Origin of the sequence: Klebsiella ornithinolytica, from assembly GCF_030505655.1 — a bacterium.
Taxonomy (GTDB): Bacteria; Pseudomonadota; Gammaproteobacteria; order Enterobacterales; family Enterobacteriaceae; genus Klebsiella; species Klebsiella ornithinolytica.
This window is the reverse complement of record NZ_CP130153.1, coordinates 39,665-59,846: the sequence shown is the minus strand read 5'-3', so window position 1 is coordinate 59,846 and position 20,182 is coordinate 39,665. Positions and strand designations below refer to the sequence as shown.

Genomic DNA, 20,182 nt, shown 5'->3' with positions numbered 1-20,182 from the left:
CGTTAGCTCCTCACGCCGGTACGCGCAGCCGCCAGCCGGTAGAGCATAAACAGCCCCAGCGACAGCAGAATATTAATCAACGCAATCATGCAGGCCACGCTGTAATCAGACTCAAGAATCGCCTTGCTGTAGACCATCATCGGCAGGGTGTTCACCCCTTTTGCACCGATAAACAGTACGATGCCGAACTCGTTCGTCGTTAACAGCAGACACAGACTGCCCCCCGCCATCAGCGCCGGCAGCGCCGCCGGGAAAATCACCTCAGCAATGACCCGCCACGGGTGGGCGCCGAGAATACTCGCCGCCTCCAGCTGACTTTTATCAATTTGCCGCAGTCCGGCCATCAGCGGACGCATGACCAGCGGCGTAAATACGGTGATTTCCGCCAGAATCACGCCCTGAATCGAATAGAGAAAATCCACCGGCGGCAGCGCAAAATCGAACAGCGACATCAGCGTGCCGTTCAGCAGGCCAGCCGAGCCATAAATAAAGGTGAAGGCGAGGGTGATAAGAAAGGTCGGCAGGGCGATAAAAGTATCAATCACCCGGCTAATCAGCTGGCTACCCGGGAACGGGATAAACACCAGAATCACCGCCATCAGGCTGCCCAGCACCAGACAGCCAAGCGTGGCAAAAACCGCAATTTGCAAAGTATTTAGCAAGGCGCCGATAAAGCGGCGGGACTCCATTACCTGCCAGAACGTCCCGAGGCTCAAATGGCCGCGGGTATCGCGCAACGCCTGTTCGGCGATCAGCAGCAGCGGGTAGAAAAACAGCGTCGCCAGCACCAGCAGCGGCAACAGGAGCCACAGGAAGGGACGCAGGTTCGGCAGCGGGCGCGACAGCGTTAACGTCTGCGACATCATTACACCTCAATCAGGACCGCATCGTTGGGTTCAAAGTAGAGCGCCAGCTTATCGCCCGCGCGCGGCAGCGGATTAACATGCGTCATTACGATACGCACCGATTCGCCGGCCACGTCGCACAGCAGATGGGTCAAATCCCCCTGCCAGTGTACTGACGTCAGCGTGGCATAAAGCCGGTTGCTGGCCGCCGAGCGCGGCGCCAGGCTCATATGTTGCGGGCGAATGCACAGCAGCTTGTTATTACCATGCTGTCCGCCCTGGCTGAAAGCCTGAACCAACCCGCCGCCGCAGCTGGCGCTGACCAGCCCTGGGCCGGAGGTATCCGTCAGCGCCGTGGCCTGCAGAATATTGGCGCGGCCGAGGAATTCGGCACTGAAGCGGTTAGGCGGATAATGGTAAAGCCGGTGCGTTTCTCCATGCGCAATCATTGACCCGTCTTTCATAATGCCAATCTTATCCGCCAGGGTCAGCGCTTCGGTCTGATCGTGGGTGACATAAAGAATGGTTAGCTCCGGTAGCTCGCGATGCAGACGGGCTATTTCTTCCACCATGTTGTGGCGAATTTGCGCATCCAGCGCCGAGAGCGGCTCATCGAGCAGCAGCACCCGCGGGCGAACGGCAATGGCTCGCGCAATGGCGACGCGCTGCTGCTGGCCGCCGGAGAGCTGGTGCGGGTAGCGCGTGGCGTACTCGGCCATGCCCACAATTTTCAACGCTTCGGTCACCCGTTCACCGATCGACGCTTTCGGCTGCTTTTGTGCCCGCAGACCGAAGGCGACGTTATCCTCGACCTTCATATGCGGAAACAGAGCGTAGTTTTGTACCACCATGGCAAGACCGCGCTTGTAAGGCGGCAGCCCGGTCACATCCGTATCACCAATCAAAATGCGTCCACCCGCCGGCTGTACAAACCCGGCAATGGCCCGCAGTACCGTGGTTTTTCCGGATCCAGAGGGGCCAATCAGCGCCAGTACTTCGCCCGGCTCAATGGTCAGCGACAGCGGTTTTAGTACCACGTTCCCGTGGTACGCAACGCGCAGAGAATCGAGGGTTATCCCCGAAGTCCCCGTCATTGACGGGGAGTGGGAGGCAGTCGTTTTCATCAACATCAGGCTTACTCGCTGTCGGTCACTTTATGCCAGCGGGCAATATCCGCCGATAGCGATACGGCAACATCGTCCCAGTTCGGTTCCCAGCTTGTCACGCCGTCGAGCGCCGCTTTTGCCGCCCGATAGTTACTGTCGGTTGGCGTCACATCGCTACGCACCGGCAGGCCCCAGGAGAGCGCGCTGACGCTGCTTTGCGCCTGCTTATCAAGCAGGAAGTTAATCAGCTTTTTACCGTTTTCACTCTGCGGCCCGTTCTGGACCAGACCAATGGTATACGGCAGGGCCAGCGCGCTGCGCTCGCCCTTATCGTCCGCCGGCCAGAAGATTTTCACATTCGGGTTTCGCGCAATTTGCGACAGGTTCATCTGCAGGTCGCCGTTCGCCACAAACAGTTCACCTTTATTCACTAACGCGGTCAGCTTGCCGGTAGAGGCGGACGGGCCGACGTTATTGGCCTGCAGTTTCCCGAGATAGGCAAACCCGGCCTCTTTGCCGCCGAGGCTGTGAAAGGCCTGCAGCATTACCGCAGTACCGTCACCGGCCTGGCCCGGCGTCGAATACTGCAATTTGTTTTTGTAGCGACTGTCCAGCAGTTCCTGCCAGCTGGCCGGGGCGGTTTTCAGCAGTTGGCTGTTGTAGATAAAAGTCAGGTAGTTATTCACCAGCGGCGAGTAACGGGCATTGGCGCCGGGAATGTGTTCGCTGCCCTGCGGCGTAAACTCAGCCAACAGATTTTCTTTGCTGGCACGCTGGATAAACGGCGGAACGGTTACCAGCACGTCGGCCTGCGGGTTGGTACGCTCCTTCGCCAGCCGCTCAACGATTGCGCCAGAGCCGCCTTCCACATACTGCACTTTGATGCCCGTCGCTTTGGTAAAGGCGTCGAACTGGTTCTGATACCAGCTGTTATCGCCGTCATGCAGGCCATCAGCGGAATAAACGGTGACCACCCCATCGGCCCAAACCGGGGAACTGGTCAGCGCGAAAACGGACAGCAGAGCAAGTCGGGAAAGTTTCATCGTGTAAGCCTCATCGGATGGTGATTTTAAATGGTCTATACCAGATTGATTGTCACGCTACCGGGGATTTATGACAAAACGATGAATGCGCGGTGTCAAAAAGATGAAAGGCGGAAGGAGAGCGACGGGGTAAAACCGATGCAGGCATTTCCCCTGGAGGCGGCGCCAGCCGCGCCTTGTCAGGCCGGCCTGACGGTGGTGAACCGGAGCCCCGGTCAGCGTAATGCCGCCGGGGAGCGCCTCACAGGAACAACAAAATTAGTGGGTATCGACTTCGATGCGCAGGCTATCGTGACGCCAGTACTCGATATCGTAATCCAGGATACGCCCGTGCTGATCGTAATTCAGACGGCGCAGCAGCAGTGCCGGACGCCCTTCCATCACCCCCAGCGCCTCCGCCGCCTGCGGTGGCATGGAGGTTGGATAGAATGACAAATGCATACTGGTATATATCAGGTCGTAATGAGCCTGATAAATCTCGGTCAGGCTGCCGTTCAGATCGTGACGCAGCAGCTCCGGCACTCGCGCCGGCAGGCAGTGGTTTTCGCTGTAGCAAATCGCCCGTCCGTCGGCATACCGCAGGCGCGTCAGCAGATAAACCTGATCGAACGGCTGTAGCGCCAGCGGCGCCATCACATCAAGCGGCACCGCGGCCAACCGACCGTTTAGCAAAACCGTTTTCGGCTCTCGCCCCTGCTCCAGGCATAGCTTATGGAAGTTGGTGTTTTGCGTCGGATCCAGCCACAGGCGCTCGGGGGTCACAAACCAACCGCGGCGATCTGCACGATAAATCACGCCGCTGGCTTCCAGCTGCGCCAGGCTCTCGCGCACCGTAATCCGCGTGGTATTGAAAATAGCGCACAGCTCGCGTTCTGAGGGCAGTTTATCGCCGCTTTTTAACGCCCCGTTTTCGATACGAGCCTGTAATTGCGCCTTAATCAGCAGGTATTGCGGCGTTTCGCCAGAGGGTGATTTCATGTTGACTCGCAAACAGATTTGATAGCGCCATTATACCCATGGAGATGAATTTTTTGTTGCAGCACGATCTTTTCTTTGACCTTTGGCATCTCTTATCAGCATCATAATATCAATCTGGTATAGACCAATGGTGAGATAAATGACTTCACGCAATTACCTGCTGCTGACCCCCGGCCCGCTGACCACCTCCCGTACGGTAAAAGAGGCCATGCTGTTCGATAGCTGTACCTGGGATGATGATTACAATCTCGGCGTAGTACAAACCATTCGCCAGCAGTTGGTACGGCTGGCTACCCCGGCCGAAGGCTACACCTCGGTTCTGCTGCAGGGCAGCGGCAGTTACGCGGTCGAAGCGGTACTCGGGAGCGCAATCGGCCCGCAGGGCAAAGTGCTGATCATCAGCAACGGGGCCTACGGGGCGCGGATGATTGAAATGGCGGAAATGATGGGCGTTGCCTGTCACCCGTATGACTGCGGCGAAGTCGCCCGTCCAGACGTCGCAGCGATCGAACGGATCCTCCAGACGGACCCGGCGATCACCCATATTGCCATGGTTCATAGCGAAACCACGACCGGGATGCTTAACCCCATCGAAGAGGTGGCGGTACTGGCGCAGCGCTATGGTAAACGCTACATCGTGGATGCCATGAGCAGCTTCGGCGGTATTCCGCTGGATATCGCCGCGCTGAACATCGATTACCTGATTAGCTCTGCCAACAAATGCATTCAGGGCGTGCCGGGATTCGCTTTCGTCATTGCCCGCGTGAGCGAACTGGAGACCTGTAAAGGCCGCTCGCGCTCGCTGTCTCTGGATCTGTATGCCCAGTGGCGATGCATGGAAGATAACCATGGAAAATGGCGCTTTACCTCCCCCACCCACACCGTGCTGGCTTTTGCCCAGGCGCTGAAAGAGCTGGCCGAAGAGGGCGGCGTGGTCGCACGCCACCAGCGCTATAGCGCCAACCAGCGCCGTCTGGTCGCCGGGATGCGTGCGCTGGGCTTCCAGCCGCTGCTGGACGACAGCCTGCACTCACCGATCATTACCGCGTTTTACTCTCCGGACGCGCCGCAGTACCGCTTCAACGCGTTCTATCAGAAGCTGAAAGAGCAGGGCTTCGTTATCTACCCGGGCAAAGTCTCTCAGAGCGACTGTTTCCGTATTGGCAATATTGGCGAGGTGTATGCCGCCGACATTACCGCCCTGCTGACCGCTATCGACAACGCCATGTACTGGACTCACTAAGGAACCGCCATGAACCGTATTACCGCACTGATCCTTGACTGGGCTGGCACCACCGTGGATTTCGGCTCATTTGCGCCGACGCAAATTTTCGTCGAGGCCTTTCATCAGGCATTTGATGTTGATATCACCCTGGCAGAAGCCCGCGTACCGATGGGGCTCGGCAAGTGGCAACATATTGAAGCGCTGGGTAAATTACCTTCCGTGGATGCCCGCTGGCAGGCGAAATTTGGCCGGGCGATGACCGCGGCTGATATTGATGCGATTTACGCCGCGTTTATGCCGCTGCAAATCGCCAAAGTTGTCGACTTTTCTGCACCGATTGCCGGGGTTGTTGAGACGATTTCCGCACTGCGTGCTGAAGGGCTGAAAGTGGGTTCCTGTTCAGGCTACCCGCGCCCGGTGATGGAGAAGCTGGTGCCCGCCGCCGCCGCCCAGGGCTATGCGCCGGACTACTGGGTCGCCACCGACGACCTCGCCGCCGGCGGCCGTCCAGGCCCGTGGATGGCGTTGCAAAACGTCATTGCTCTGGGTATTGATGCCGTCGCTCACTGTGTGAAGGTGGACGATGCTGCTCCAGGGATTACCGAAGGGCTGAACGCCGGCATGTGGAGCGTCGGCCTGGCGGTGTCCGGCAACGAGTTTGGCGCCACCTGGGAAGAATATCAGGCAATGACGACGGCAGAGATCGCCACCCGCCGCGAGAGTGCAGCAAGCAAGCTGTATGCCGCGGGAGCGCATTATGTGGTTGATACGCTGGCCGACCTGCCGGAAGTAATTGCCGATATTAACGCCCGTCTGGCAAAAGGCGAACGCCCATAGATTTCACTGCCTGTTCCCGGGCGGCGTCATACGCATCCTGCCCGGGTTGCCTCGTCCGTGAAACGCAGTCCCGACTACACCCGGACTTTGACAGCCACCAGCAGGCCGGTCAACAGCATCAACGCGCCGGAAATTACCAGCGGCGATAGCAGGCCAAGATGATCCAGCGCCACGCCACCTACCGCCGCACCGCAGGTATTGGCCAGCTGAATGACCGCCACCTGGATCGATCCGGCCTTCTCCGCCTGGTCGGAGAGCGAGCGGGTGATCCACGTTGACCACCCAACCGGAATCAATGCAAAAGCAAAGCCCCAGATTATCGCCACCGCCGATGCCACCACCTGACTTTCCCCCCACAGCACCAGCACCGTCGCACTTGTCGCCAGTACCAGCGGAGCAGCCGTTAAGGCCGCCTTCACCGAGCGCCTGAGGATGACCGACGACAGCGAGGTACCGATAAAGCTGGCAATACCGAAGCTCAGCAAGACTAACGTCAGGCCATCAACATCAAAACCGGCGAGGGTCATATAGACCGGACGAATATAGGTAAAGAAGGCAAACTGCCCGGCAAAGGCCATAAAGATGGCGCACATCCCGGCCATCACACCGGGGCGTTTCAGCAGGCCGAACATATTTTGCTGTTGATGCGGCGCTTCGCCGGGTAAAGAGGGCAGCACCTTCAGTACCCAAAGCGTACAGAGTACGCCCATCACCGCCGCCGCATTAAAGACGTTACGCCAGCCGATAACGCCGCCCAGAAAGCTACCCAGCGGCGCGGCAATCACCAGCGCAATCGACACCGCGCCAAAGATAACCGATAGCGCTTTTGGCACCACTCGCATCGGGACAAGGCGCATCGTCAGCGAGGCGGACATCGCCCAGAAGCCGCCCAGCGCCAGCCCGAGACAGGCTCGGCCCACCAGCAGCAGCGCAAAGCTATTGGCGAAAGAGACCAGCAGACAGGATACCGTCAGCAGAACCGAGAAGAGAATCACCACATAGCGGCGATCGGTACTGCGAATCATGGAGGTGATAAACAGGCTGGCGAACATCGCCACAAACGCCGTGGTGGTGACCGACTGGCCGGCCAGCCCTTCAGAGATCCCCAGATCCTGGGCCATCGGCGTCAGCAAACTCACCGGTAAAAACTCAACGGTAATCAGGCAGGCCACGCAGAAGGCCACCGCGAAGACCGCCGACCAGTTTGGCCGCGCGTGTTCGCTGGCATGTTGTTTGGCTTCATTCAGAGGAGTCATCAGTTACCTGCAAGGTTGAATGGCGGAAAAGCTGCGCAGTGTAACATTTTGTGTGTGACTAATTTAACGTTTTGACAACTTCAAACTTGATTATTGTGGCTGATGAGGTGGCGAGCCGGTCAGACGAGGCTCGCCAACGCTCAGACAGCAGCATCAAGCGCGCAGCGCTTTTCTCGCCGCCGTGGCCAGGCCGCAAATCCACTCCTGGTGACCATTGATCATCGGGTTCGGTAGCGTCTGCGCCAGGGTCCGTGCCGGTACGCCTTTTTGCGACTCCTGAGTCAGAATGCGCACGCGATTGCCGGGTAAGTCTTCGAACAGCCAGGCATGAATCACGTCCAGACGCGTGGTTTCATCGCCTTCTGCCCAGCCGTGCCAGGCGATGCGCGCCGCCTGCCCGGCCACCGGCGGAACATATTCGGTGACCTGCGCTTCAATCGGGAAGCCAAAAGTGGCGAACCGGAAGCGGGCGTTGGCGCTCAGCATCGGTCCGCTACCATCATGAAAATGGATATCGGCCACGTTACTGTAATAGGTTGGCCACAGCGTGGTGTCGTTGAGCTGCGCCCAGACATCTGCCGCCGTCAGGCCGCTGACAATGATTTCGTTGGAGGCGAAGTTATCGGTGGTACCGGGCAGGTATGCTTCCGGCCAGACGATGGCGCTTTGTTGCATTGACTGTGTCATAAAAGACCTCGTAACTATGTGATTTCACGAGATCTATCATCTGTCCGGAAGTGATATAAATCTAATCACCATCATTGATGGTGAATATCACGTACCGTGATATCAATGCAGCCAGTGCACGCCGTCTTCGGGTAAAAACAGCGCGTTATAGCGCTGCTGGAGGGCGACAATCTCGCTCAGATCCGGGTCCAGCTCGCGCAGAAATCCTTGTGCCAGACGGATCTGCGCATCGGTAATTGGCGCGGCCAGGCGGGCCTTTTGCATCAGACGATACCAGTAGTGCAGGTTCTGTTCACCGCTATCCACGATTCCCACCTGCCAGATCAACAGGACCTGGGCGGCGTTTTGCAGATGCGCCTCATTGGGGCGCTCAAGGTAATGAAGGTACTCATTTCCGGCGGTTTTTCCCAGCTGATCGATCATTGACTCCAGCGGCACCGGGGTAATGGCTAACCGTTCGCTCAAGCGGCGAATAGCACGGCGTGAATCAGAGGTAAGCACCCGAAAACCGACAACAAATACAACCACCAGCGTGGCTAATCCTAACCAGATCATGCTTCCTCTCAATCTACCGCAGCCCCACTATCATAATGGGAATTTGCGCGCTGTCGACTCCCCGGCATACCATAATGTGACTTATCGCCGCTGCGGACCTTCATCATGAAATCTGATATCAGAAACCTCGATCTGAATCTGCTGAAAGCGCTGGATGCCCTGCTCGATGAACGCAGCGTTACCCGGGCTGCGACGCGGCTTTCCCTGACGCAGCCGGCGGTCAGCGGCATGCTTACCCGGCTGCGGGAAGCCTTTAACGACCCGCTGTTTATCCGCGCCCCACACGGTATGGTGCCGACTCTGCGCGCGCAGGCGCTGGCTTCGCCGGTTAAGCAGCTGCTGGCGGATGCCGAAGCGCTGCTCTATCCGGCCACCTTCGACCCTCTACAGGCGGATTTTACCTGGACAATGGCGGCGACCGACTACGCGCTCAAAGCGGCGATCGTGCCGTTTATCGCCGCGCTGAAAACACGGGCGCCGTGCATTCGCGTTCGCGTTATTCCGGACTCTCCGCAGATGCTCTTTGCCCAGACCGAGCGGGGTGATGTCGATATTGCACTGCTGACGCCTCATTCCACGCCGCCCGATCTCCACAGCCGGACGCTGTATCAGGAAGAGTACGTGTGTCTGATGCGGGCAGACCATCCGCTGGCCGCCGCGCCGTTAACCCTCGATCTTTTCTGCTCGCTGGAACATGTGCTGGTCTCCTGGCAAGGCGATAGCTTTCGTGGCGTAACCGATGAGGCGCTGGCGGCGCTGGGACGTTCGCGGCGAGTGGGGCTGTCGGTGAGTAGTTTTCTGGTGCTGCCCGAGATTCTGGCGATCAGCGACATGATAGCCGTGGTGCCGCGCCGGCTGGCGAAGATGGCCGACGGGATGCGCATCGCCCCGCCGCCGCTGACAATACCCGGATTTAGCAAAAGCATGGCCTGGCATGAACGTAGCCATCGCGACCCGGCGCAACAGTGGCTGAGGGAGCTGTTGTTCAGGACTAATCAGCAAAAGTAAATAAACAGATTAAAAAGAAACAAAATAAACCACAAACAGGCACATGAACGCATATTATTTAACACAACCGTTGCTTCAGCCCTTTTATCTGTTCATGTCGCAGCGGCGCCTTAGCATTATAAAACCGCGGCACAAATAGTTTAAATAAAAGGGGACAGAGTCAATTGCGCCACAATTGAACAAATAACCACCAGATCTTCAGCGTTTAATAATCTACTTAATACTCATTTTTGACCCCCATCACAAAAAAAGCACCTTCTCGTTGATAAAAATACCCCCGACTTCAGTACGAACTTTCACTTATCGTAAAATTCAAAATTAATAGGAAACCATTATGGGAACAGTTAGCTCAGGCTCTGCTCATAAAATGGGAGTCATTGCCCTGACATTAGTGACCGCATCGAATATGATGGGGTCAGGTGTATTTATGTTACCAACTAATTTAGCAGGCATTGGTTCTATCTCAATATGGGGATGGGTATTTACCATTATCGGTGTTATTGCCCTCGCATTAGTGTTTGCTAAAACCAGTCTCATTACACCACGAACCGGAGGGATCGTTGCTTATGCCAGCGATGCTTTTGGGCCATTTATCGGATTTCAAACTACCATCTGTTACTGGATAAGCGCCTGGGTTGGTAATGTTGCCTTACTGGTTGCTGGCGTTGGATATCTAAGTTTCTTTTTCCCTGAATTAAAAAACCCGGTCTATGGCTGTATCGCTGCCATTATTATTTTGTGGGCATTTGTATTCCTTGCGAGTTTCGGTGCCAGGGTCGCCGGTCGGGCACAGTCCTTCACCGCAACCTGTGGCCTTGTCGTTATTTTAGGCGTGGGCCTGGTGGGTTGGTTCTGGTTTAACCCAGAAATGTATTCCGAAGTTTATAATGCGACCGGGCGCAGTAATTCCTCCGCAATTATTTCTGCATCCTCGATTGCTCTCTGGGGATTCTTAGGAATTGAATCTGCTGTCGTCTCAACAGGGCAAGTTGAAAATCCTGAGCGTACCGTACCTCGTGCGACGGTAATGGGACTGCTTATCGCCTCTGTATGCTATGTCGGGAGTTGCACCGTCATCATGGGCCTGGTTCCGCATCATGTTCTGATCACCTCGGCTGCGCCATTCGCAGACGCCGCGCGCTACATGTTCGGTAATATGGCGGGTAACATTGCCTCCGCCTTGAGTATTATTGCCTGCTTCGGCTCAATCTCGGGTTGGCTCATTTTGCAGTCAGAAGGGCCACGTGCAGGTGCTCAGCAAGGCCTGTTCCCGAAATTTTTCTCTGACACCAATAAACAGGATGTCCCGATGAAAAGTCTTATTTTCACCGGTATTCTGATGAGCATTGTATTACTGCTTACCGCCTCACCAAACCTCGCCAAGCAGTTTGAAGTCATTATCTTAATGTCAGTATTCGCTTCTTTGCTCCCGTATATGTATGCATTGATCTCCTTACCGATCATTCTCGTATCAAAGAAAATGAACCGCGGCAGCACCTTTATGTTTTACTGCACGCTTGTCGTCATTGGCATGATCTACTGTATTTTCGCCTTACTGGGGTCAGGTAGCGATTCCATGTTCTGGGGAATACTTATGATGATGGTGACTATTCCTTTATTTTCTTTCGTGGCTGCAGGAAAAAGCAAAAAAGGCCAAACCACTCTCTATTTAGACAAGTAAATCCAGATATATAAATAAGAACACCAAGGAGTTTAAAATGACATTATCCATTAGCGATCAAAATAAACTTGATTCTTTCTGGTCATATTGTGTAAAAAACCAATATTTTAATATCGGATATCCTGAATCGGCAGATTTTGATTACACCATCCTTGAACGTTTCATGCGCTTCTCAATCAACAACTGTGGTGACTGGGGGGAATACTGCAACTACTTATTAAACTCCTTTGATTTTGAAAAAGAGGTCATGGAGTATTTCGCCCAGCTATTTAAAATCCCATTTGAAGAAAGCTGGGGGTATGTGACCAATGGCGGTACCGAAGGCAATATGTTTGGCTGCTATCTGGGTCGGGAGATTTTCCCCAACGGTACACTATACTACTCGAAAGATACCCATTACTCCGTGGCAAAAATCGTCAAGCTGTTGCGCATAAAATCGACGCTTGTTGAATCGCAGCCCAATGGTGAGATGGATTATGCCGATTTAATCAAAAAAATAAAACGCGACAATGAAAAGCACCCCATTATTTTTGCAAATATCGGGACTACCGTTCGCGGAGCTATTGATAATATTGCCATCATTCAGCAATCAATTAGCGAACTGGGCATTGAGCGCAAAGATTATTATCTTCACGCTGACGCGGCGCTGAGCGGAATGATCTTACCTTTTGTGGATAATCCACAGCCGTTTAACTTCGCAGATGGCATTGATTCCATTGGTGTTTCCGGACACAAAATGATTGGCTCACCGATTCCTTGCGGCATTGTTGTTGCTAAAAAGAAAAATGTCGATCGGATCTCTGTAGAGATTGATTATATTTCTGCTCACGATAAAACCATTTCAGGTTCGCGTAACGGTCATACCCCACTCATGATGTGGGAGGCAATTCGTAGCCATTCATGGGAGGAGTGGCGGCGTCGCATCGAACGCAGCCTGAATATGGCGCAATATGCCGTTGACCGTTTTCAGTCCGCGGGAATTGATGCCTGGCGCAACAAAAACTCCATCACCGTCGTCTTCCCTTGCCCATCAGAGGCCGTCTGGAAGAAACACTGTCTTGCTACATCTGGCGATATTGCCCACCTCATCGCCACCGCGCACCACCTTGATTCCAGCAAAATTGATGCACTGATTGATGACGTGATCGCCGACCTGAAAAAACAGGCCGCATAGTAAAAGGGCAGTGATAATCACTCACTGCCCTCCAGGACAGACGTCACCGATGCCGAGACCAATCAATATCGGTGCGTCCTTCAGGCTCTGTTTCTACGGAGCCTTAATTCAGATTACCGCTTTGTCGATATGTTGTAACGACAAAATTGTGCCTGAGACATTCGCCGGGGAGACATCAGACTCCGCTGCGACTGTTTTTCATCATCCACCTAATGGGGACTGGCATGAGTAAATGCTGCGCGAGAACCAATCAGATGGGCCTGCTTGCCCTGACCGTGATGACAGCATCAAATATGATGGGAAGCGGGGTCTTTATGCTGCCCGCCACACTCGCACGTATCGGTGCGATTTCCGTGTGGGGATGGGGGGTCGCTTTTTTAGCCATTACTGCACTGGCACTCATCTTTTGCAAAATGAGTGAGTTATTTCCACGAAATGGGGGAATTATTGCCAGTATAACGGCGAGTTTTGGCCCTTTCGTTGGCCTGCAAATGACCCTGTTTTACTGGCTTTCAACGTGGATTGGCAATTGCGCCTTGCTACTTGCCGGCGTGGGCTATCTCTCCTATTTCTTCCCCGCACTGCATAACCCCCTCTACGGCACCAGCGCTTGTATTATCTTGTTATGGCTCTCTGTCCTGTGGGGATTAAGAGGTGCAAAGCTGGTGGGATACGCTCAGCTGTTTACCGGTGGGTGCATGGTGGTGGTCATCCTGAGCATCGGTATGCTGGGCTGGTGGCATTTTGATGCCGGGCGTTATCAGATGAGCTGGAATGTCAGTAACCATAGCGACCTGCAGGCCATTATCAACGCCGCCACGATATCGTTATGGGGATTCCTCGGTATTGAATCGGCATCAGTCTCTTTTGGGCAGGTAAAAAATCCCCGTCGCACCGTCCCTCTGGCGACCTTACTGGGCTTAGCCATTGCGGGGTTATGCTATGCCACATCCACCAATGTCATGATGGGCATACTGCCACATGATGTTCTGGTGAATTCATCCTCCCCCTTTGCCGACAGCGCTGCCGCGATGTGGGGGAAAGTCGCCGGCTCTCTGATTTCCGCTATGGTGGTTATCGCCTGTCTTGGCGCAATGCCTGGCTGGCAAATTCTCCAGACAGAAGTCCCCAGAGCCGCCGCAGAGGATGGACTTTTACCGGATTTTTTTGCCCGAATAAACCGTCATGGTGTTCCGTGGGCAGGGCTCGTTTTCACTGCATCTTTGATGACCCTGCTCCTGCTGCTAACGCTGTCACCCGATTTACAAAGCCAGTTCAAAACCATTATTACCCTGGCCATCTCCGCCAGCCTTCTACCCTACGCTTTCGCTGCCATTTCACTCCCGGTAATGATGGTCATCAATCGCCAGAAGAAACATACAAACTTCTATTGCTACTGCTGCCTCAGCTTCGTTGCGCTTTGTTTCATCACATTAGCCCTTATGACAGAAAGTTCGGCAACGGTGGTGTGGGGAATCGTTTTACAGCTGGCCACTCTCCCTCTTTATCTTTTCTACATTGCCAGGCGTCATCGTCAAAAAAATGACGTCTCAGAAACACGCCCAACAAAACCCTCTTTTTCTAATTTAAGTAAGGAGTTGTCATGAACAAGATCCAGGCTATACGAGGTATGAGAGACGTTCTTCCCGATGAAACCCCCATGTGGCAGTGGCTGGAAAGAAAGCTCCACCATATGGCATTTCGTTACGGATATCAGGAGATGCGGTTGCCACTGCTCGAACCCGTGACGCTGTTCGAACGAGCGGTGGGTGAGGCGACCGATATCGTTTCAAAAGAAATGTATGATTTCACAGATAAAAGTGGTGAACATATCACTCTTAGACCTGAAGGAACCAGCGGCTGTATGCGTGCCGTGCTGGAAAACAATATGTGTTACAACAAGTCACAGCGCTTGTGGTATCAAGGACCGATGTTTCGCTATGAGCGTCCGCAAAAAGGCCGCTTGCGCCAGTTTACACAATTTGGCATCGAAGCATTCGGCATGTCCGGCGCCGACGTGGATGCCGAGCTCATTTTTATGGTTCGGGATCTCTTTGAAGATTTAAATATTACTCAGAACGTCCGCCTTGAAATAAACTCCCTCGGCACCTCCGCAGAACGGCAGGCGCACCGCGAAGAGCTGGTCAAATGGTTCACTCAGCATGCCGCTATGCTCGATGAAGATAGCGTGAAACGTCTTGCCATCAACCCCTTACGTATTCTCGACAGTAAAAATCCTGACCTTCAGAACGTTATTGAACATGCTCCACGTCTGCTTGATTTTTTAGGTGAAGAGTCTCGCCAGCATTTTGATACCCTACGGACGATTTTGGATAATGCAGGAATTACCTATCAAATTAACCCCCGCCTGGTACGCGGCTTAGATTATTACTCTCGGACGGTCTTCGAATGGGTTACTGATGATTTAGGGTCTCAGGGTACCGTTTGTGGTGGTGGCCGCTACGATGGCCTCGCAGAACTGTTTAGCGGCAAGAAACTTCCCGCATGTGGTTTTGCCATCGGTATCGAACGCTTACTCTTGCTGCTACAAACCGTTTGTGACGGCCAGAACCCACAATGGCAATCGGCACCTGATATTGCTATTACCAGCGAGCTAAATGATGGTGGTATCCGCGCACAGATGCTGGCTTGTCAGTTACGCAGAGACCTGCCTGGTTTAAACGTATTGACTGATTGCAGCGGCGCGAAATTAAAGCGGCAACATCAAAATGCGCTTAAAAGTGGTTGCCAATACATTCTTACAATTAATTATGACGAGAATCTTCGGCTGTGGAATTTACAAAATAATCAGCAAGAATCCATGAGTATAGAGCAGGTAAAATTACAGATTTCAGAAATTAGTCACAAATAAAAAAGTGAGCTATCAAACTACCCTTGTCGTTTTTTGGTAGCTCCTGTAAGATCTTCAAATATGGGAGTGAGAATGATTAACATTAAGACAATCATAATAAAACAAACATCCTGCCTCCCTCCTTATATTATCAATCACTAAATTAAGTAATTTAACTATGCCGCGAAAAAACAGATTATTCATTGATGGCATCCCTCATCTTGTAAAACTGTCAGGGCATAATGATGAGGTTATATTTAAAGATGACGAAGACATTAGCAATCTTTATCATTGCGTTGATAATGCATTAGCTATTTACAGCATAAAACTACATGCATATTCATTGTCGTTGCAAAAAATAACATTGCTCCTTTCTGCCCCGGACAAAGAAAGCCTGGGACGTTTCATGCAGCACCTTGGGAAAGGTTACGCGCATGATTTCAACCACCGACATCAGCGGCATGGCACGCTGTGGGATAGCCGTTACGATTGCAGCCCGGTCGAACCCAATGCGTATTTTTTACTCGTTAAAAAATATATTGAATGTCACTGCACTGATGAGTTTTCCCATCACAGCTCTGCCGATGCGCCGCAGCAACGAATTACACCTCATGACGAGTATTTACGTCTGGGTGAAAATGCATTACAACGTCGCAATATTTACCAACAGTTTTGCCTCGGCAGCATGAGTCCGGCAATAATAACGCGGATTGAATCTGCATTAACCCAAAATTGCCTGCTGGCTACCACCGCATACTCTAAATCACTTGAGGAAAAACTCCAACGGAATTTACGTCCGCGGAAAATAGGCCGCCCCAGGAAACATGACCACAATCCCGCGGCAACCTGGGAGTGGCTAGAAAAAAAAGCAGAATACCTGTTGCGCCAGTATTGTTATCACGAAATACGAACCCCGTTGCTGGAAAAACTTGAGGAAGATTTAACTCAGTCTTTTTGTTCTGACTCCGGCGAGCTTTTATTAAATCATCAGGCATTACTTCGCGGTGATGGCACCATGGGGTGCTTACGGCTACTGTCACAGCATCGAAATTTGCAAACTGAAACAAGAGTCTGGTATCAGGGGACCATGTTTCGTCGTCAGCATCAGCAAAATATTAGCCAGTTTCACCAGCTGGGTGTTGAGACCTTCGGCTATTCCGATATTGGCATTGAAATCGAACTTATTTCCCTGCAGTACGATTTTTTTAAATCTCTTCAGTTATTACCGTTCATCGACCTCAAAGTTAACACTACCGGAAATCAGGAAGAGTTTGCGCATTTTCGTCATGCCCTACAACAATACTACCGTCCTTTCGCCGCCCTGTTGAACGCCCAACAACTTAACTGGCTCAACACCCGTCCGGAACGTTTATTAACGGATAAAGACAGTTTAATGCAGCGTCTTGCGGAACCGGCTCCTCAATTAGAGTCATGGATATCAGCCCGCTCACGTCAGCGATTCACCCGGCTCTGTGACACCCTGACGGCCTTGCATATCCCGTTTACTCACGACCGCAAACTTTTCCCCGTGAATAACTACAATGATCTTATTTTTGAGTGGCACTCTGACGCCCCGTATCGCCATCAATTGTTATGCCGGGGAGGACGCTATGATCATACTGCCAGCCAGCTGATTGGCCACCCTGTGTCCGCCTGTGGGTTTGCTTTTATGCTGGAACCCATCATGCATCTGCTCAGCAGTACCAAAAAAGTTAACTTACCCGGCAAGCATATTGATCTGGTGATTATTCCATGTCAGGAAAGAGCCCGCAGCGTGGCATTGACCCTGAGCCGGCGCTTACGCCGCAGTTTTCCACATTTAAGCATTCTGAATGATTGTTCTTCTTTACGGCTCGCAACCAGACAAAAAAATGCCCAGCGTCAGGGCGCGCGCTTTATTTTACTTATTGATGGCAATGAGACCGAAGTGACATTTTACGACGAAGAAAATCATGATTGGGTACAAATTTCACTCAACGATGTCGTCGCCCATTTGAGTCATTCACTGATGATGTAATAAAAAAGCCCGGCATAAATGCCGGGCAACGTTACCCATACGTATCACTCAGGCATTCTGCAAAACGGGTTTCTTTTTCTCGCGACGAATTTTACGTTCTTCAAAGACCGCGACGATAGCCATCAGGCAGATACAGCCGATAGCTGCCGCATCCAGCGCCGCAAAGGTACCCGCCCAGCCGGTCAGGCCAAAGACCGGCGTGCCGTCGGCAATCATTCCCAGCCCCAGTTTGGCAAAGCTGTCGCCGATCAGGTAAGCAAAGGTGCCTTTGATACCGTCCGCCGCACCGATAGCTTTTTTCGGGACGAACCCTACCGCCGCAACGCCGATCAGCAGCTGCGGGCCAAAGACCAGGAAGCCTAAGGCAAACAGCGACATCAAATAGACATACTGGTTGCTGGCATGCTGGTAAACGCCAAGGGTTGCGATAATTAACGCCAGCGCGATACAGGCCACCAGCGCACGACGGCCGTTCGCCAGATCCGACAGCCAGCCCCACAGCAGCGTTCCGACCAGCGCGCCCACTTCAAACAGGGTAAAGCCCTGAATCGCCACCTCTTTGGAGAGCTTCAGCTCCTGGAAGGCATAGACCGTCGACCACTGATCGATACCGATGCGCACCACATAGAGGAAGATGTTGGAGAAGCACAGCAGCCAGATGACTTTGTTTTTCAGGACATACTCGACGAAAATCTGCCATTTGGTCATGGCGTTCTCTTCCGTCTCTTTGTCCTCTTCACTGATCTCTTCGCCGAACAGCTCTTCGGCATTGCCGAGGCCGTAGGATTCCGGAGAGTCGCTACCAAAACGCAGACCGATAAAACCGACAATCAGCGCAATAATCGACGGGAAGATGAACATGCCGATAACGTGGCCGTCGAACAAATAGTTCGCGCCGAACAGCGCCACGCCCGCAGCGCCCGCGCCGCCAAGGTTGTGAGAGATATTCCAGAAGCCGAGGAAGGTGCCGCGCTTACGACGTGGCGTCCATTTGGTAATGGTTGAATAGCTACACGAACCGCCGGTGCTCTGGAAGAAACCGCTCAGCGCATAGAAGGCGATCATCAGGAACAGACTGGTTGAACCGGCCCCCATACTGGCGCTAAAGCCGAGCATACAGATGGCGGAGAGGATCAGCATAAACGGCAGGAACTGCTTGGTATTTTTCCCGTCCGCGTAGTAGGACACCAGCGTTTTACCCACGCCGTAGGTGATCGAGAAGCCCAGGCCAATCATCCCCAGCTGGGTCATGCTCAACCCGTAGGTGGAGATCATGTCGTTCTGGGCGATGTTAAAGTTTTTGCGGATCAGATACATCGTCAGGTAGCCGATAAAGACCACCAGATAGGACTGCATGAACGGTTTGAACCACATTTTACGCCGCACATCGAGCGGCAGATCCAGGGTCGGCTTGCGCACCTGGTTTAGAAAGGCCAGCATAGGACACTCCGGGCTAATTTTTATACCTGCGAATGGCAGGCATTGTAAAAAGCCGCGCGGAGACTGGCCTGAGACAGTGTCCCGGCGGAACCGGGAAAATTTCTTAGTTTTGCCCCACTCGGGGTAAAAAGGAGAGGCAGGTCACGCTTCGCTGGCGGTTCTTGGCGCCTGAGCGTTTAAAAACGGCAGCAGCAGCAGCGCAGAAATGCCGGCAGCAATAGCAATCGCCACGAAAAAGCCGCTCCAGTGCCAGATTTCCATTACCTGCGCCAGCGGCCAGCCGGAAAGCGATGCCCCGAGATAGGCAAACAGTCCGACAAACCCGGTTGCCGCGCCCGCCGCTTCTTTGTGGGAACACTCCGCCGCCGCCATGCCAATCAGCATCTGAGGGCCAAACACAAAGAAACCGGTGGTAAAGAAGCAGGCCGCCTGCATCACATAGCTGGCAAAAGGCATCAGCCACAAACCGCCGACCGAGAGCAAAATGCCGGCGGCGAAAATCAGGTTCATCGGTCCACGGTTGCCGTTAAACAGCTTATCCGATCCCCAGCCTGCGACCAGCGCGCCAATAAAACCGCCCAGCTCGAACATCGTCACCGCCGAATTAGCGGTCACCAGGTCGACGCCCAGCGTCTCCGACATATACAGGTTGCCCCAGTCGTTAATCGCCGCCCGCACCACGTATACCAGTACGTAGCACAGCGACAGCAGCCAGATATAGGGATTCAGCAGCACGTATTTGGTGAGGATCTCTTTGCGCGTCAGCCCCGCCCCTTCCTGCTGCTGGGCAATCTCCAGCTCGTCATGCCGCCAGTCCCCCACCGCTGGCAGCCCCACGACCTGCGGCCGGTCGCGCAGTCGCCAGCAGAGGAACAGCCCGGCGAGAATCGCCAGCATCCCGGCAATCATCATCCCGGTACGCCAGCCGTAGTGTAGCGCCGCCGCGCCGACCACCATCGGAATCAGCGCCCCGCCGACGTTATGCGCGGTATTCCACAATGCCCACCAGCCGCCGCGCTCGGTTCGCGAATACCAGGCCGTCAGCAGACGGGCGCACACCGGTGACCCCCATCCCTGGAAAAAGGCGTTCAGCGCCCACAGCAGAGCGAACGCCCATAGCGAGGTGGAGAAACCAAACAGAATATTGACCACGCCGGTGGCGATAAGGCCCAGCCCCATAAAATAACGGGCGTTGGAACGGTCGCTGACGATACCGGAGAAAAACTTCGACAGCCCGTAGGTGATGTAAAACAGCGTCGCCAGCAGGCCAATATCGCTGCGGGTCAGGACGTTGCTGGCGAGAATTTCCGGTACCGCGGCGTTAAAGCTTTTGCGCGTGAAATAAAACAGGGCATAGCCCAGCCAGATGGTCATCAGAATATGACGCCGCCAGTAGCGGTAGCGTTCATCCAGCGCCTGTTTATCGGCAACCGGCGCCGCATCGGGCGGGGATTTCAGAAAGCTCAGCATCATAACTCC

17 protein-coding genes are annotated in these 20,182 nt (G+C 53.7%); 8 read left to right on the top strand and 9 right to left on the bottom strand.

Annotated features, from left to right (window positions below; all coding sequences use genetic code 11):
* Nucleotides 1-2: 2 nt before the first annotated feature.
* The 4 genes from phnU to phnR form a co-directional block, all read right to left on the bottom strand.
* On the bottom strand, nucleotides 3-863 hold the full coding sequence (phnU, locus tag Q1L34_RS00270; RefSeq protein WP_015585483.1) for a 2-aminoethylphosphonate ABC transporter permease subunit: 861 nt from the start codon (nucleotides 861-863) through the stop codon (nucleotides 3-5).
* Nucleotides 864-865: 2 nt separating this feature from the next.
* Complete coding sequence (gene phnT, locus Q1L34_RS00265; RefSeq protein ID WP_004869069.1) at nucleotides 866-1,975, bottom strand: 2-aminoethylphosphonate ABC transport system ATP-binding subunit PhnT; 1,110 nt, start codon at nucleotides 1,973-1,975, stop codon at nucleotides 866-868.
* 5 nt (nucleotides 1,976-1,980) lie between these two features.
* Entirely contained in the window at nucleotides 1,981-2,994 is a 1,014-nt protein-coding gene (gene phnS, locus Q1L34_RS00260; protein WP_015585482.1) for a 2-aminoethylphosphonate ABC transporter substrate-binding protein, read from the bottom strand.
* A 258-nt stretch (nucleotides 2,995-3,252) separates the two neighbouring features.
* Complete coding sequence (gene phnR, locus Q1L34_RS00255; RefSeq protein ID WP_015585481.1) at nucleotides 3,253-3,972, bottom strand: phosphonate utilization transcriptional regulator PhnR; 720 nt, start codon at nucleotides 3,970-3,972, stop codon at nucleotides 3,253-3,255.
* Nucleotides 3,973-4,111: 139 nt separating this feature from the next.
* On the opposite strand from phnR, the gene phnW reads away from it, so the two are divergent.
* On the top strand, nucleotides 4,112-5,215 hold the full coding sequence (gene phnW, locus Q1L34_RS00250) for a 2-aminoethylphosphonate--pyruvate transaminase (protein ID WP_032718431.1): 1,104 nt from the start codon (nucleotides 4,112-4,114) through the stop codon (nucleotides 5,213-5,215).
* Between the two features lie 9 nt (nucleotides 5,216-5,224).
* Nucleotides 5,225-6,034, top strand: a complete 810-nt coding sequence (gene phnX / locus Q1L34_RS00245) for a phosphonoacetaldehyde hydrolase (RefSeq protein WP_015585479.1) — start codon at nucleotides 5,225-5,227, stop codon at nucleotides 6,032-6,034.
* 74 nt (nucleotides 6,035-6,108) lie between these two features.
* Here phnX and nepI read toward each other — a convergent pair whose 3' ends face one another.
* The 3 genes from nepI to Q1L34_RS00230 all read right to left on the bottom strand — a co-directional run bounded on the left by nepI (nucleotide 6,109) and on the right by Q1L34_RS00230 (nucleotide 8,532).
* Complete coding sequence (nepI, locus tag Q1L34_RS00240; RefSeq protein ID WP_054828988.1) at nucleotides 6,109-7,290, bottom strand: purine ribonucleoside efflux pump NepI; 1,182 nt, start codon at nucleotides 7,288-7,290, stop codon at nucleotides 6,109-6,111.
* A gap of 153 nt (nucleotides 7,291-7,443) precedes the next feature.
* Nucleotides 7,444-7,965, bottom strand: coding sequence for an SRPBCC family protein (locus tag Q1L34_RS00235; protein WP_327204591.1), 522 nt, complete (start codon nucleotides 7,963-7,965; stop codon nucleotides 7,444-7,446).
* Between the two features lie 114 nt (nucleotides 7,966-8,079).
* Nucleotides 8,080-8,532, bottom strand: a complete 453-nt coding sequence (locus Q1L34_RS00230; RefSeq protein WP_004869077.1) for a DUF1198 family protein — start codon at nucleotides 8,530-8,532, stop codon at nucleotides 8,080-8,082.
* Between the two features lie 105 nt (nucleotides 8,533-8,637).
* On the opposite strand from Q1L34_RS00230, the gene Q1L34_RS00225 reads away from it, so the two are divergent.
* The 6 genes from Q1L34_RS00225 (at nucleotide 8,638) to Q1L34_RS00200 (ending at nucleotide 17,263) form a co-directional block, all read left to right on the top strand.
* Nucleotides 8,638-9,540, top strand: coding sequence for a LysR family transcriptional regulator (locus Q1L34_RS00225; protein ID WP_099144758.1), 903 nt, complete (start codon nucleotides 8,638-8,640; stop codon nucleotides 9,538-9,540).
* Nucleotides 9,541-9,874: 334 nt separating this feature from the next.
* Nucleotides 9,875-11,221 (top strand): histidine-histamine antiporter, encoded by a 1,347-nt coding sequence (hdcC, locus tag Q1L34_RS00220; RefSeq protein WP_004869082.1) that lies wholly within the window; start codon nucleotides 9,875-9,877, stop codon nucleotides 11,219-11,221.
* A 37-nt stretch (nucleotides 11,222-11,258) separates the two neighbouring features.
* Nucleotides 11,259-12,395, top strand: coding sequence for a histidine decarboxylase (locus Q1L34_RS00215; protein WP_004869084.1), 1,137 nt, complete (start codon nucleotides 11,259-11,261; stop codon nucleotides 12,393-12,395).
* A 254-nt stretch (nucleotides 12,396-12,649) separates the two neighbouring features.
* Nucleotides 12,650-14,002 (top strand): amino acid permease, encoded by a 1,353-nt coding sequence (locus Q1L34_RS00210; RefSeq protein WP_015585474.1) that lies wholly within the window; start codon nucleotides 12,650-12,652, stop codon nucleotides 14,000-14,002.
* Entirely contained in the window at nucleotides 13,999-15,267 is a 1,269-nt protein-coding gene (gene hisS, locus Q1L34_RS00205; RefSeq protein WP_004869089.1) for a histidine--tRNA ligase, read from the top strand. The genes Q1L34_RS00210 and hisS overlap by 4 nt, the downstream gene beginning before the upstream one ends.
* A gap of 157 nt (nucleotides 15,268-15,424) precedes the next feature.
* Complete coding sequence (locus Q1L34_RS00200) at nucleotides 15,425-17,263, top strand: ATP phosphoribosyltransferase regulatory subunit (protein ID WP_004869092.1); 1,839 nt, start codon at nucleotides 15,425-15,427, stop codon at nucleotides 17,261-17,263.
* Nucleotides 17,264-17,311: 48 nt separating this feature from the next.
* Here Q1L34_RS00200 and uhpT read toward each other — a convergent pair whose 3' ends face one another.
* Both uhpT and Q1L34_RS00190 read right to left on the bottom strand, forming a co-directional pair.
* Complete coding sequence (uhpT, locus tag Q1L34_RS00195; protein ID WP_004869094.1) at nucleotides 17,312-18,703, bottom strand: hexose-6-phosphate:phosphate antiporter UhpT; 1,392 nt, start codon at nucleotides 18,701-18,703, stop codon at nucleotides 17,312-17,314.
* Nucleotides 18,704-18,844: 141 nt separating this feature from the next.
* Nucleotides 18,845-20,173 carry an MFS transporter gene (locus Q1L34_RS00190; RefSeq protein WP_004869097.1) on the bottom strand — a complete coding sequence of 443 codons (1,329 nt, stop codon included), beginning with the start codon at nucleotides 20,171-20,173 and terminating at the stop codon, nucleotides 18,845-18,847.
* Between the last annotated feature and the right edge of the window lie 9 nt (nucleotides 20,174-20,182).

Bases quoted from the DNA above. Each gene is read 5' to 3' on its own strand.
- phnU (WP_015585483.1), bottom strand. From the start codon at position 863: ATGTCGCAGACGTTAACGCTGTCGCGCCCGCTGCCGAACCTGCGTCCC.
- phnT (WP_004869069.1), bottom strand. From the start codon at position 1,975: ATGTTGATGAAAACGACTGCCTCCCACTCCCCGTCAATGACGGGGACT.
- phnS (WP_015585482.1), bottom strand. From the start codon at position 2,994: ATGAAACTTTCCCGACTTGCTCTGCTGTCCGTTTTCGCGCTGACCAGT.
- phnR (WP_015585481.1), bottom strand. From the start codon at position 3,972: ATGAAATCACCCTCTGGCGAAACGCCGCAATACCTGCTGATTAAGGCG.
- phnW (WP_032718431.1), top strand. From the start codon at position 4,112: ATGACTTCACGCAATTACCTGCTGCTGACCCCCGGCCCGCTGACCACC.
- phnX (WP_015585479.1), top strand. From the start codon at position 5,225: ATGAACCGTATTACCGCACTGATCCTTGACTGGGCTGGCACCACCGTG.
- nepI (WP_054828988.1), bottom strand. From the start codon at position 7,290: ATGACTCCTCTGAATGAAGCCAAACAACATGCCAGCGAACACGCGCGG.
- Q1L34_RS00235 (WP_327204591.1), bottom strand. From the start codon at position 7,965: ATGCAACAAAGCGCCATCGTCTGGCCGGAAGCATACCTGCCCGGTACC.
- Q1L34_RS00230 (WP_004869077.1), bottom strand. From the start codon at position 8,532: ATGATCTGGTTAGGATTAGCCACGCTGGTGGTTGTATTTGTTGTCGGT.
- Q1L34_RS00225 (WP_099144758.1), top strand. From the start codon at position 8,638: ATGAAATCTGATATCAGAAACCTCGATCTGAATCTGCTGAAAGCGCTG.
- hdcC (WP_004869082.1), top strand. From the start codon at position 9,875: ATGGGAACAGTTAGCTCAGGCTCTGCTCATAAAATGGGAGTCATTGCC.
- Q1L34_RS00215 (WP_004869084.1), top strand. From the start codon at position 11,259: ATGACATTATCCATTAGCGATCAAAATAAACTTGATTCTTTCTGGTCA.
- Q1L34_RS00210 (WP_015585474.1), top strand. From the start codon at position 12,650: ATGGGCCTGCTTGCCCTGACCGTGATGACAGCATCAAATATGATGGGA.
- hisS (WP_004869089.1), top strand. From the start codon at position 13,999: ATGAACAAGATCCAGGCTATACGAGGTATGAGAGACGTTCTTCCCGAT.
- Q1L34_RS00200 (WP_004869092.1), top strand. From the start codon at position 15,425: ATGCCGCGAAAAAACAGATTATTCATTGATGGCATCCCTCATCTTGTA.
- uhpT (WP_004869094.1), bottom strand. From the start codon at position 18,703: ATGCTGGCCTTTCTAAACCAGGTGCGCAAGCCGACCCTGGATCTGCCG.
- Q1L34_RS00190 (WP_004869097.1), bottom strand. From the start codon at position 20,173: ATGCTGAGCTTTCTGAAATCCCCGCCCGATGCGGCGCCGGTTGCCGAT.